The sequence below is a fragment of the Methylocucumis oryzae genome, assembly GCF_000963695.1.
Classification (GTDB): domain Bacteria; phylum Pseudomonadota; class Gammaproteobacteria; order Methylococcales; family Methylomonadaceae; genus Methylovulum; species Methylovulum oryzae.
Window position 1 is genome coordinate 1 of the sequence record NZ_LAJX01000149.1, and the last position, 12,455, is coordinate 12,455.

Below are 12,455 nucleotides of genomic sequence, written 5' to 3' on the forward strand. Positions count from 1 at the left end.
TCTCCATTCGTTACGGTTGATTTGTAGATTAGGGCGTAGTCGCTGTTATTTTCACTAACTGTTTCATTCAAACCCTGCCTTACTTACGGCATGGCGTTAGTATCTGATAAAAAAGCGTTACTGTAATGGGAGAACTGTGGGAGTTTTTTGCGTTATTGAATGCTTAGAAACCTAAGAAAAGCTCTAAGCGACGAGTATTATGTTCTTGTTTAAGAAAGTATTACTTGTTGAAATTTCTGTGAATACTGCTGGATTGGCTTGGTAATACAAATCGTGAATTCCGGCAATCCATGCCAGAATGACACTAGCCCTACTGACTATAACAAATCTATCCCACTTTAAGTGGGTAGTCGATTTATGCTCATTCCCTAACGGTAGCAGCGTTTATTGCACGTGATCTAACAAAGAAACTTTTTCAGCGATGATTTAGGCGGGCTTCGATTTGTTGAGTTTGGAAGTAATGTAATCGCTCGTTTAGAATCGATGAGGTGATAAACGTTAAGCCTTTGGATTTTTGCGCTAGCTTAATTTGTAAAATCGCATCTTGTGTTTGCCCCATTGCGTAATAATATTCCGCCAGATAGCGATGAGATTCGGCCGGTTGTTTTAAGTCGCTATAGGTTTGTGCTAATAGCTGCCAATAAATAGGTAATTTTTGCGTGCGCTCGCTTAATTTAGCGATGCTTTGTTTTGCTAATTCTGGCTTTCTCACTTTTAGTAGACAATTGATATACTCTAACGCGACAGCATCATTCCCAGGATAATTCTCGGCTAATTTTTTGTAGCGAACTAAAGCCGTTTCAAAGTCTTTGGATTCTAAAGCGATACGCGCTAAGGCTGTGGCATATTGAGGTTGCTTCGGGGATTGTTGCTCGAGTTCTCGCAATATCCGTTCCGCGTCTGAATATTTTTGCATTTTGAGCAGGATTAAACCCATACCGTATTTAGCTACTTCGCGCTGATCGGGCGTGCCTTGACTAAGCCGAGTTTGAAAATAGGTTAGCGTTTGTTTGTCGTCTATGGCATTGGTTAACACACGGATTTTGGCTTTGGTGAGCTGATAGCTCATTGAATCCAGGTATTGTTTATACGGGTAGGTTTCAGCACGTCCGCGCGTGTCTGAAATACGAGATGCTGTCACCGGGTGAGTGCGTAAAAACTCTGGCACGTCTTGCCCCGAATAGCGTGTGTATTGTTGTAATTTTTCAAAAAACGTCGGCATACTGCGCGGGTCAAAATGTGAATTCGCCAGTGTTTGCATACCTACTCTATCGGCTTCTTCTTCGTTTTCGCGGGTAAAATTGATTTGAAATTGTACGCTACCGGCTTGTATGGCCATGATAGCGGCTTGCCCCATCGAGGCTGATTGCATTCCAAGTAATATGGCGGCAAGTGTCGCTGCCATAGTGGGAATCGATAAACGCCCAGCCGCTTCAGCAGCACGGTATAAATGCCGTTGCGTCACGTGGCCAATTTCGTGGGCGATAACCGAGGCGAGTTCACTTTCCGCTTCAGTATTGAGAATAAGACCGGAGTTAACGCCAATATAACCACCTGGCCCTGCGAAGGCGTTAATATCATTTTCCATCACGACGAAGAAGTGGAAAGGTTGCTCGGGTTTATCGCTGTTAGCCGCGAGTTTATTGCCTAAAGTTTGTATGTATTCTTGTATTTCTGCGTCTTGATTGATGTCGATTTGCGAGTGTAGGCTGCGAAAAAAGGCTTCTCCGAACTCTTTTTCTTCTTCTGGGGTAATCAAAGTACCTGATGAGTCGCCCATGTCCGGTAAGATGATTTTGTCGTTTTGCCCGGTGTCTATGGCTGACATGGCTGTAGTGTGAACGCTTAACATTAATGCTAATGCAGTGGCGATGGTTTTTTTCATACGTGCTAACCTTGAGGGTTGATGATGGCGTTGCAAAGATCGTATTGGAATTGTTTGCCGCGTGCGCGATAGAATAACAGGATTTATCAGGCTTTATCTAACACGCTTATGAAATTTGCATTACAAATTAACACAAGCCCTGGACAATCTGATGCAGGCTTTAGAGCCTATCAGTTTATTGTGGCGGCTTTGGCTCAGCAACATGACATCGTTAGGGTATTTTTTTATCATGATGGCATTTATCACGCGTTTAAACATGCGTATCCTGTCAATGGCGAAACCGCTTTGGTCGAGCTTTGGAGTCATTTGGCTAAGCTGCATGAGCTGGATTTAGTGGTTTGTATTTCTGCCGCCCAGCGCCGAGGTTTATTGCATGGTGATGAGGCTGAGCGCCGTGGCAAAGTTGATAATGAGCTAGCGGATGGCTTTAGAATTTCAGGGCTAAGCCAATTAGTTGAGGCTATGTTAATGGCCGACCGTTTTATGGTGTTTGCGTAATGGCGAAGCGTTTTTTATTTGTCGTGACCAAACCGCTGTTAACGATGACAGGCGTGCAAGAAATTTTAGATACGTTGTTAATCGTTGCGGCGTTCGACCAACCCGTTAGCCTTTTGTTTCTTGACCAAGCTGTTTTTTTAATCAAGAAAAATCCTCTGCCCAATGGATTAGAGACGAGCTGTACGACGGAGCGGTTTGCTTGCCTTCCACTGTATGAGATTAATGACGTTTATGTGGAGCATGAATCTTTGCAAGAGTTAGGTTTAACTGCAACAGAGCTAAGCTTGCCAGTGAGTGTTTGTCGTCGTGATGAGATAAACGCGTTATGGTCGCGTTTTGATGTGATTTACTCGTTCAGCTAATTATTGCTGTTGGCGTTGTTATAGGCAGTAATTTGTTGTGTTAAAAACGAGCTGGTGGCTTGCATACTGCCAATTAATTGATCCATTGCATTAAACTGGGCTAATAAACGTTGTTGATATTTCTCCATGCGTTCATTCAGCGCTGTTTTGGCCTTAGCGACTTCGCTTAAATCATTTTGCAAGCCAGAGGTTCTGCTGTTTAAAGAGCCATTAGTGCTTAATAAGCTGTCTATAGTCGCCGAAAGCTTATCGAGAATACTACGACTAAATGTCACCGTTCCTCTATCGCCTAACGTGGTGCCGTCGACTAACAACTTCAAGCCGCTAGCATCGCCTGATGACGCCGTTAAAAATTGGCCTTTGCCGGTTGCGGTCAAGCCATTTATCGTACCCGCAACATCAAGACCTGCTGTGCCTAAAGCGGGACTTAGCCCTAAGCTTGCACTCCCTTCGACGATTTCAAATTGTGATGATGCACCGTAAGTATTGGATTTAATGACTAAGCGGTTATTGGTTGTATCATAATCAACCTTGACGGTTAAATTACTGGTTTTAAGCGTCGCATCGGCATTAATTCTATCTTCCAGTTCACTGGCTAAGTCGCTACCGCTGTTATAGGTTTTTTTGTGTCAATGCAATAGTACCTGATTTTAAGCCGTTAACTTTTACCACTAAGCTGTTATTCGTGCCGTCAACCGTTAATGGAAAGCTTAATGCGCTGGTTTCAAGCGACGCTTGTGTCGCTGCTTGGGTAATATTAACCGCATAACTACCGGCCATAGTTTCTTTAGAGCTGCTAATGTATTGTACTTTGCTATCAGACGTGCGGCCTAACACGGAAAATAGCGCCGTTACACTGTCAATATCGGTGTTTTGGGCTTTGGCAAATTTATCCGCATCAAATTTTAACGAGCCGTCTTTTTGTATGCTAATACCAACATCCGATAACGTGCTAATGCCTGACGCGCTGTTTAACGAGTTGGTTAACATACTGCGAATTTGCACCATACCACTTTGCACAACGGATTCACCCATTAAGATACCGGCTGTTTTGGTCGTTGCGTCGTAACTGGTACTGCTTTTAACATTAGCGACTAAGGCGTTGTATTTCTCGACAAAGCTGTTTATCGCAGTGGTTAGCTCTTCACTTTGACGATTAACATTAATAGTAACCGTCTTGCCTACTTGCGCTTGTTGCAAATTAAACGTAACGCCTTTTAACGCAGAGTTAATCGTGTTACTGGTGCTACTCACATCTAGGCCATTGATATTCAGCACAGCGTCCTTGGCTGTTTGGGTTTGGGTCATTTGGCTGCTAGAGCTGTCAAAATGCTAAATCAGACAAGCCTGCGCCGCCGCTTTCCGTGACTTTGATTTGCATACTGTTACTAAGGCCGGTGTCGGTAGATTTAAACACTAAACGATTACCGGAGCCATCATTGATAATAGACGCCGTCACACCCGCATTGGCTTTGTTAACCGCGTCGCGAATCCCAACTAAGCTGTTGTTGGTAGAGTCAATAGTCAATGTTAACGATGGCTTATTGGCATTTGGCGTAAATCCGTTATAAGCCTTGGTGGTAGTGTCATAATCGGTTGTGCCGAAATTAATCGTTAATGTGCCAGAACCCACTACGGTCGTAGGATCGGCGTAAGCTTTAGACGCTAACGCATGGCTTTGTGCCGTGCTTTTAACTTCGACTTGATAACTGGCGACCTCGGCGACACTCAGTGCTGAGGCGGTAATAATGGAGGTATCGCTGGAATTCGCAGTAATTTTTTGAAAACTACTGGTTTGACTTAACGTAGTTAACGACGTTTTAAAGTCGGACAAAGCGCCTTTAAAGTTACCTAAGGCAGTAATTTTGGCGTTGTCATTCGCTTCTCTCGTGGTATTACGAGTATCAGCCGCCGACCTTTCGGCAGCGACCAGTTTCGTTACCATACCATTGATGTCAAGGCCAGAGCCTAAACCTGTTGATGTGATGCTAGCCATGACACACCTCTCTAAGCGCTAATGTATTAAGCCTTTCTACTGAACAATAACCCTTGTACTTCGTCCAATTTTTTCTCTAATTGCAAAATCTCTTCCGATGGAATTTGCCGGATTAACTCGCCAGTTGTTTCATCTTTAATTTCAATAACCATTTTTCCGGTATTTTCACTGACCGAGAACTGCATCGTTCGCCTAGACATTTGAAAGAAATCATTAATATTCTTTACGGCTTGATCGACTTGATCGCGCATTTTATTTTGCTGGTCTTTATGACCATCATTACTGTCATTCGATGACTTGTTTAATCTATCAAATGCAGTAGATGGCGTAGATTGGGCAAAACTACTCTGGCGAGAGCCAGACTGCTCTGGTATAGGCTTATCCGTATGCTCACTTCGTTTTTGGAGTGCCACGACATTGGCAACATTGCTGACTGAAATATCCACGACGCACCTCTTACTCGCTTAAAAGACAAAAGCAGCGGACGAAAATCGACCGCTGCTCAAGCTGCGTGGCTCAACCAGCCACGCCCCATGTTACACGAACTCAGGAGTTTATCTCAATAAAGATAAAACACCTTGGCTTGCGGTATTTGCTTGTGCCAACATCGCTGTACCTGCTTGTTGCAAGATTTGTGAGCGACTTAACTCAGCAGATTCAGCAGCAAAATCAGCATCTTTAATACGGCTACGCGCTGCGGTTAAATTTTCAGAGGTAATTTGCAACGCAGAAATAGTTGATTCAAACCGGTTTTGCACCGCACCTAACACCGCTCGACCACTGTTAACAGACGCTAATGCATTATCTATCGCGGTTAATGCCGCTGTTGCACCGGAAGCCGTTGTTAAATCAATAGAATCTAACGATTGTCCGCTTTTACCAGAACCGTAAGTACCAACTTCTAAACCTAACGTAGTTGTTACATCGGTACCGGTTGTGCCACTTTCAATAGTAAATGAAGTGGCTGATTTTAATGTAACCGAACCGGTATAAGTACCATCGGCAACCAATCCAGTATCAGTACCGTCACCAGCAAAGCCGCCTGTTGCTGTGTCGATAACAATGTTACGACCATCAGCTGCTTCAAGTTTAATACCTTTAGCGTTGTCATTGGTATCAATAGCGACCACGCCAGTTTGACCGGATATGGCGTTAATGGCTTGAACCACCGCCGCTCTATCAGCAGCAAAGTCTGTACCTGTAGTTGTGACCGTACCGGTATTAACTCCGTTAATATTAATAACACCCGATGCACCCGCTGTGGCTTCGATTCCATTAGTAGCATTGGTATTGACTACAGCAGAAACGCCCGTTTGCTTAGAAATCGCATTAATCGCCGCCGCTTTAGAAATCGCACTATTATCTTTTAAACTAGAGGACGCTTTATCATCACTGGCTAATGAAGAGCCAATTAATACGCCGTTGATTTTAAAATCACCAGCGGTAAACGCTGTGTTAGTTGTCAAAGCAGCAGTTGAGGTATAAGCCACTTGTGGCGAATATGTTCCCGCTTGTAAACCGGTATTGCTAATCGTGCCTGTTCCTTCATTAATTTTAATATCTTTTGCTGAAGACAACGTATAAGTGCCAAAATACGTTTGATAACCGGCATCGGTCTTATCAGTAGGGTCGGTTAAATCAACACCATTAAATGCTAAACCAGTAGAGGATGCGGTTAATGCTGTTGTTGACGCTGAGTTATCAAAGCCTAACGTAATATTGCGGCCATCTTGAGAGACCAGTTTTACACCGCCTGCATCGGTACCGGTATCAACGGCTGTTACACCGGTTTGATCAGATAAAGCGTTAATCGCCGTAATCACTGATTGACGCGTTGCGGAAGTGTCTGTCGTGGTAAACACAGCAGAGGTTGATACGCCGTTAATAACGATAACACCGTCTGTTGCCGCGCCAGTCATGGCTCGACCTTCAACTTCAGTCGCATTAACCGATGCCACAACACCTGTTTCGTTTGATAATGAGTTAAACGCCGCTACTTTGGCAATCGCACTCGCCGCATTAAACGAGAACGACTTATTATCGGCTGTACCGACTGAAGCACCGATAGTGACGCCATTAATGCTGACATCGCCCGCTACCATAGACGGTGTTGTTGTCGAGTCGCCCGCTACCGAAGCACTAGCACGTCCTGTAATAGATGACGCATCACCGGTACCCAGTGTTGATGTTTTTGAGCTGGTCATGCCTATAGAGATGGTTTGACCGGCATTAGCACCGATTTGAAACGATTGGTCTTTAAATGAACCATCCAGTAATTTCGTGCCGTTGAATTCAGTTTGTCCGGCTACTCTATCAATTTCTTCTAACAATTGATCGGCTTCTTGTTGGATAGCAGCACGGTCAACGGTCGTGTTGGTTGCGTTAGCAGATTGAACTGCCAGCTCACGCAACCGTTGCAAGTTAGTGGTAATCTCACCTAAAGCGCCCTCGGCAGTTTGCGCTAATGAAATACCATCATTCGCATTGCGACTTGCTTGGTTTAAGCCTTTAATTTGTGATGTCATGCGGTCAGAAATTGAGAGACCCGCAGCATCGTCTTTTGCACTGTTAATGCGCAGACCAGAAGACAAGCGTTGCATTGCTGTCGTTTGAGACATTTGTGATTTGCCCAAATTCCTCTGTGCAGTCAGTGAACTTATATTGGTATTGACTACTGAAGACATGATATTTCTCCTAGCTTATTGTGTGATTGTATTTAGGTAATCGAGGGATTGTAACCACCTGATTAACTCTCGTAGGGTTTATCGGCGTTGGCTAGAGAATCTTTAATTTTTTTCTTTGCTTTTTTACAGTATTCAGAAATAGTTAACACCTGTTAAAAATCAACTTTATAGTTCTGTTGTTAGCACTGGCGGCGCTTGTTCTAACGGGATAGTAAAACTAAAAACAGCGCCGCCCGTTGCTCTGTTTTGTGCGCGTATAATACCGCCATGAGCTTCTACAATCGCTTTGCATATCGCTAAGCCTAACCCTACACCACTTTGCGCGCTCTCATGGTGTAAGCGATAAAATTTTTCAAATATTTTTTGTTGATAACCGTCTGGAATACCTGGCCCGTGATCAGCTAATGTAATCTCAACGCCATCGTCAATAGTGCTAATCGTTAATTCCAAAGAGCTATTTAACGGCGTATAACGCAAAGCATTTTCTATTAAATTCATTAACACTTGCTCGATTAAGACGACATCAACATACAGCATCGTCATGCCGGAAGGTAGATTCACCGCTAATGGTCGATGGGTTAATTGAGTTTGTAGACGGGTTAATACCGAACCAATGATTTCATCAGCGGGATACCATTGTTTATTCAAGGCGACCTTACCCGCATCAAAGCGCGCCATGTCTAAGATATTATTAACCAGTGTAGACATACGCTGCGCTTCGTCATAAATCGCTTGGCTTAAATCCTGTTGTGCAGGGGGTTCTAATAACGCTCGGTTGTCTAATAAAGTGCTAGCCGAACCCATAATCGTTGCCAGTGGCGTGCGCAAATCATGGGAAATGGCGCTTAATAGCGAATTACGCAACCGCTCTGCTTCCACGGCTAATTGTACTGATTTCGTTTGCTCAGTTAGGCGTACCCTGGTAATCGCTTGTGCAATTTGGCTTAGTAATGTTTCTAATAACTTTTGTTGTTCGGGTAAAAAAATCCTGCGCAAATTAACTGGCAACAACACTAAAACGCCTAACATCGTTTCTTTATTGCTTAACGGAAAATAAACCGCATCCGCGCCAGGTAAGGTATGTGTGCCTTGACCGGCGATTTCATTGTGATCTAACACCCATTGCGCCACGCTTAAATCGGCTGAACTCAATGATTCCGGCATAGGCAACTGTTTAGGATAAACAACGCGGTTATTCGCATCGGTAAATAAAATAACGTTTTTTACTACCGAACTCGGTATAAAAATGCTTAACCGCTGTACGCACGATTTCATCTTCGCTTTGGCTTGCCGTTAATTCTTTGCTCATCGCATACAACACGGTCGCACGGCGCTCTCTATGACCTGCGACCTTGGCCTGCGAGCGCACATTAGCCATTAAATGACTAATCACCATAGCCACCGTTAACATCGCTAATAAGGTAAATAAATATTGGCTGTCGGCAACGGTAAAACTGAAATAAGGCGGTACAAACAGCAAATCAAACATTAACACGCCTAAGCATGAAGCCAATATCGATGGGCCATGCCCAAAGCGCGTCGCAATAAATACCACGCCAAGCAGAAAGACCATCATTAAATTGGCCAGCGCAAACCGGTCTAACATCAAATAGCCAAGGCCGGTATTCACTAGCGTAATGACAATAGCCCACAAATAACCATAGCGATTTTTGCTTAGGCTAGCATTGCGCTTGCTTAGTCCAGGCAAAGAGTTTCTTCGGTATAACGATAGCTCAGCTTTAGTGCTATCGGCTCTAGGTGTACCGAGTAGATAAATATTGATGTTATGGGCTTGGCTGATTAAATCATCAACTATCGAACCTAATAACATGCGCCGCCAACCGCGCCGACTCGGCTTTCCCATAACAATTTTGGTGACATTGCGCTCATACGCATAGCGAATAATCGCCGAACTCATTTTCGGAGCGCTTAAGGTCGCGGTTTCCGCGCCTAATTGCTCGGCTAATCTTAGAATGCGTAAAATACCATCGCGCTTTTCTGCCGGTAAACGTTGTAATTCTGGCGTTTCTACATACAAGACTAACCATTCTGCACGTAAACTCGTCGCAAAACGCTTACCGGCACGTACTAAACGCTCTGATAACGGATTTGGGCCTATGCAAACCAGGATTCGCTCGTTAACCTGCCAAACATCGCGAATAAAATGATTTTCGCGATAATCGAGCATTTGCGCATCCACGCGATACGCCGTTTGTCGTAGCGCTAATTCTCTTAACGCAATTAAATTGCCTTTACGGAAAAAATGTTTCGCGGCTTCTTCGGCTTGTTCAGCAATATAGACTTTGCCATCTTTTAGCCTATCTAATAACTCATCGGGGGGTAAATCGACTAGCTCGACCTCATTGGCCTCTTCAAATACGGTGTCAGGTATCGTTTCCCAAACGCGTATGCCGGCAATTTGACCAATATCGTCGTTTAAGCTTTCTAAATGTTGCACATTCAGCGCCGTATAAACATCAATACCGGCTTCGAGTAGTTCGTCTATATCTTGCCAACGCTTAGGGTGACGTGAGCCAGGTGCATTAGTATGCGCTAACTCATCGACAACAATAATCGACGGTTTGCGTTTTAATGCCGCATCAATATCAAATTCAGTTAATACTGCACCACGATAGTCAATTTGCTTTGGTGGTAGTACTTCCAGACCTTGCAACAATGCTGCCGTTTCTTTACGACCATGCGTTTCTACCAGCCCTATGATGATGTCTATATTCTCTGCACGTTTTTCTTTAGCAGCGAGTAACATCGCGTAGGTTTTACCAACCCCAGCGGCGGCACCAAAAAAAAATTTTTTAACCGCCCCCGCGTCGCGCGGCTATGTTCCCGTTCCACGCGTGCGAGTAGCTGGTCTGGATCAGGGCGTTCGATGTCCACGGCTGTCTCCAAATAAATCAATCGGCGTTAACTGACAAGTTAGATTTTAGCTCCATTGGTTCAATAAGCAGTTGTTGCGTACTGAAAATGTTGCCGCTGGCTAAATCACATACCAATAACCATGCTGGCGTATAGTTAACGCTAATTTCATAGCGCATAACAGAATCATGGTGTTTGCCTGTGAGAAATTCCACCCTATCTATTCTTCCAGGGTGCAGTGATAAGGCTTTTTCTCTACATGCCTCAAGGTACATTTTAGTAGTCGGCAACAAAAAACGTTCATTGCCGGTATCAGCGCTGGTAGCCCCTAACAGAATAAAGAATAAGCCAAGGTATAAAATGATTGCGCGCATCATTATTGACCATCTTTGCCTATCGCGTTTAATGCCAGATTTAGCGTTAACACATTTACTCTAGGTTCACCTAGTAACCAACCTTGCCTTGATTCAGTGTGGGCTTGAACGATTTCTCTTAGTTTTTCAGGGGCTAGATGGCGAGCCTGAGCAACGCGGTGAACCTGATAATCGGCGGCAGCTAAGCTAATATGAGGGTCTAAGCCACTACCGGATGCTGTCACTAAATCGACGGGTATCGCTGCTTGATTGTCTGGGTCAACGGACTTAAGCGCGGCAATACGATCTTTAACTGCCGCGAGTAACGCTGGATTAGTTGGTCCTAAATTGGAGCCACTTGAGGCTGCGGCGTTATACGGATAAGGCCCTGTTGCAGAGGGTCGACCCCAAAAATACTCTGGTTGTGAAAATGGTTGACCAATTAATGCCGAACCTAACACATTGCCACGGCTATCAGTGATTAAACTACCATTGGCTTGCTGAGGGAAAATAAGTTGTGCGATACCGGTGACTATAACCGGATAAAGCACGCCTGTTAATAGCGTAAAAATAGCTAATAACACTAATGCAGATTTTAATTGCTTAAGCATCATGCGCTCCTTAAACCAGACCAAGGCTAACTAACAACCAATCTATCGCTTTAATACCTATAAACGGCACCACTAGGCCACTGACACCATAGATGAGTAAGTTATTTTGTAATAACGTAGCAGCACCTACGGGCTTATAAGCGATACCTTTTAAGGCTAACGGAATCAAGGCAATAATGATTAAGGCATTAAAAATCACAGCCGATAAAATCGCACTGGCTGGCGTGGCTAAGTGCATGATGTTAAGAACATTTAACACCGGGTAAGTCGTCGCAAACGCGGCGGGAATAATGGCAAAATATTTCGCTATATCATTGGCAATGCTAAACGTTGTTAACGCACCACGTGTCATTAACATTTGTTTGCCGGTTTCAACGATTTCAATCAGCTTGGTTGGGTTAGAATCTAAATCCACCATATTTCCAGCTTCTTTAGCGGCTTGTGTGCCGCTATTCATCGCCACGGCAACATCGGCTTGTGCGAGCGCGGGCGCGTCGTTCGTGCCATCCCCCGTCATAGCAACTAACCGGCCGTCAGCTTGGTATTGCCGGATGAGTTTCAGCTTGGCTTCGGGCGTCGCTTCGGCCAGAAAATCATCCACACCGGCTTCGGCAGCGATAGCCGCAGCCGTTAAGCGATTATCACCCGTAATCATTATGGTTTTAATGCCCATTTGCCTAAGCTCGGCAAAACGCTCTTTAATCCCACCTTTAACAATATCTTTAAGCTCAATCACGCCTAGCACGCGCGTACTTTCGGCAACGACTAAGGGCGTACTGCCACGTCTAGCCACATCATCAACTAATTTGCTGTATTCTGGCGAAAATTTACCGCCTAAATCTTCGACATAGCTCTTAATGGCATCGGTCGCACCTTTTCTGATTTGCCGACCTTCGATATTAACGCCGCTCATACGTGTTTGGGCACTGAAATGGATAAACGTCGCACCTAAGGCCTTCACATCACGTTCTCTAAAACCATATTTTTGCTTGGCTAAAACCACGATACTGCGGCCTTCTGGTGTTTCATCAGCCAATGACGCAAGCTGTGCCGCATCGGCAAGTTCTTTTTCAGTAACGCCTTTAACAGCAATAAACATAGACGCTTGCCGGTTGCCTAACGTAATCGTGCCGGTTTTATCGAGCATTAACACATCGATGTCACCTGCCGCTTCAACCGCTCGACCTGAAGT

The 12,455-nt window shown here is 44.5% G+C and carries 13 protein-coding genes; 2 read left to right on the top strand and 11 right to left on the bottom strand.

The annotated features are described in order from the left end of the window. Window positions 1–415: 415 nt before the first annotated feature. Window positions 416–1,885 carry a beta-barrel assembly-enhancing protease gene (locus VZ94_RS14505; protein ID WP_045779777.1) on the bottom strand — a complete coding sequence of 490 codons (1,470 nt, stop codon included), beginning with the start codon at window positions 1,883–1,885 and terminating at the stop codon, window positions 416–418. Between the two features lie 108 nt (window positions 1,886–1,993). On the opposite strand from VZ94_RS14505, the gene tusD reads away from it, so the two are divergent. Then, the gene (gene tusD, locus VZ94_RS14510; RefSeq protein WP_045779778.1) at window positions 1,994–2,383 is read left to right on the top strand and encodes a sulfurtransferase complex subunit TusD; all 390 of its coding nucleotides are present in this window, start codon (window positions 1,994–1,996) and stop codon (window positions 2,381–2,383) included. Further along, on the top strand, window positions 2,383–2,745 hold the full coding sequence (locus tag VZ94_RS14515) for a DsrE family protein (protein ID WP_045779779.1): 363 nt from the start codon (window positions 2,383–2,385) through the stop codon (window positions 2,743–2,745). The genes tusD and VZ94_RS14515 overlap by 1 nt, the downstream gene beginning before the upstream one ends. Here the strand turns inward: VZ94_RS14515 and fliD (VZ94_RS26025) are convergent. From fliD (VZ94_RS26025) to kdpB, 10 genes are all read right to left on the bottom strand, one after another. Further along, on the bottom strand, window positions 2,742–3,122 hold the full coding sequence (gene fliD, locus VZ94_RS26025) for a flagellar filament capping protein FliD (protein WP_045779780.1): 381 nt from the start codon (window positions 3,120–3,122) through the stop codon (window positions 2,742–2,744). The two genes, VZ94_RS14515 and fliD (VZ94_RS26025), sit on opposite strands and share 4 nt — an antisense overlap. A gap of 235 nt (window positions 3,123–3,357) precedes the next feature. Next, the gene (gene fliD, locus VZ94_RS14525) at window positions 3,358–4,053 is read right to left on the bottom strand and encodes a flagellar filament capping protein FliD (protein WP_045779781.1); all 696 of its coding nucleotides are present in this window, start codon (window positions 4,051–4,053) and stop codon (window positions 3,358–3,360) included. Window positions 4,054–4,069: 16 nt separating this feature from the next. Further along, window positions 4,070–4,741, bottom strand: a complete 672-nt coding sequence (gene fliD, locus VZ94_RS14530; protein WP_045779782.1) for a flagellar filament capping protein FliD — start codon at window positions 4,739–4,741, stop codon at window positions 4,070–4,072. Between the two features lie 26 nt (window positions 4,742–4,767). After that, the gene (locus tag VZ94_RS23210) at window positions 4,768–5,187 is read right to left on the bottom strand and encodes a flagellar protein FlaG (protein WP_052700571.1); all 420 of its coding nucleotides are present in this window, start codon (window positions 5,185–5,187) and stop codon (window positions 4,768–4,770) included. A 108-nt stretch (window positions 5,188–5,295) separates the two neighbouring features. Then, window positions 5,296–7,425, bottom strand: a complete 2,130-nt coding sequence (locus tag VZ94_RS30865; RefSeq protein WP_045779783.1) for a flagellin N-terminal helical domain-containing protein — start codon at window positions 7,423–7,425, stop codon at window positions 5,296–5,298. A 165-nt stretch (window positions 7,426–7,590) separates the two neighbouring features. Next, window positions 7,591–8,700: an ATP-binding protein gene (locus VZ94_RS29260; RefSeq protein WP_239649965.1), complete on the bottom strand. Its 1,110-nt coding sequence runs from the start codon at window positions 8,698–8,700 to the stop codon at window positions 7,591–7,593. Continuing rightward, window positions 8,618–10,192 (bottom strand): DUF4118 domain-containing protein, encoded by a 1,575-nt coding sequence (locus tag VZ94_RS29265; protein ID WP_239649966.1) that lies wholly within the window; start codon window positions 10,190–10,192, stop codon window positions 8,618–8,620. The genes VZ94_RS29260 and VZ94_RS29265 overlap by 83 nt, the downstream gene beginning before the upstream one ends. Window positions 10,193–10,337: 145 nt before the next feature. Continuing rightward, on the bottom strand, window positions 10,338–10,676 hold the full coding sequence (locus VZ94_RS14550) for a hypothetical protein (protein ID WP_045779784.1): 339 nt from the start codon (window positions 10,674–10,676) through the stop codon (window positions 10,338–10,340). Next, the gene (gene kdpC / locus VZ94_RS14555; protein WP_338040426.1) at window positions 10,676–11,287 is read right to left on the bottom strand and encodes a potassium-transporting ATPase subunit KdpC; all 612 of its coding nucleotides are present in this window, start codon (window positions 11,285–11,287) and stop codon (window positions 10,676–10,678) included. The genes VZ94_RS14550 and kdpC overlap by 1 nt, the downstream gene beginning before the upstream one ends. Continuing rightward, on the bottom strand, window positions 11,274–12,455 hold a 1,182-nt coding region (kdpB, locus tag VZ94_RS14560), incomplete at its 5' end, for a potassium-transporting ATPase subunit KdpB (protein ID WP_045779785.1). The genes kdpC and kdpB, both read right to left, overlap by 14 nt.

Bases quoted from the DNA above. Each gene is read 5' to 3' on its own strand.
- VZ94_RS14505 (WP_045779777.1), bottom strand. From the start codon at position 1,885: ATGAAAAAAACCATCGCCACTGCATTAGCATTAATGTTAAGCGTTCAC.
- tusD (WP_045779778.1), top strand. From the start codon at position 1,994: ATGAAATTTGCATTACAAATTAACACAAGCCCTGGACAATCTGATGCA.
- VZ94_RS14515 (WP_045779779.1), top strand. From the start codon at position 2,383: ATGGCGAAGCGTTTTTTATTTGTCGTGACCAAACCGCTGTTAACGATG.
- fliD (WP_045779781.1), bottom strand. From the start codon at position 4,053: ATGACCCAAACCCAAACAGCCAAGGACGCTGTGCTGAATATCAATGGC.
- fliD (WP_045779782.1), bottom strand. From the start codon at position 4,741: ATGGCTAGCATCACATCAACAGGTTTAGGCTCTGGCCTTGACATCAAT.
- VZ94_RS30865 (WP_045779783.1), bottom strand. From the start codon at position 7,425: ATGTCTTCAGTAGTCAATACCAATATAAGTTCACTGACTGCACAGAGG.
- VZ94_RS29260 (WP_239649965.1), bottom strand. From the start codon at position 8,700: ATGAAATCGTGCGTACAGCGGTTAAGCATTTTTATACCGAGTTCGGTA.
- VZ94_RS29265 (WP_239649966.1), bottom strand. From the start codon at position 10,192: ATGTTACTCGCTGCTAAAGAAAAACGTGCAGAGAATATAGACATCATC.
- VZ94_RS14550 (WP_045779784.1), bottom strand. From the start codon at position 10,676: ATGATGCGCGCAATCATTTTATACCTTGGCTTATTCTTTATTCTGTTA.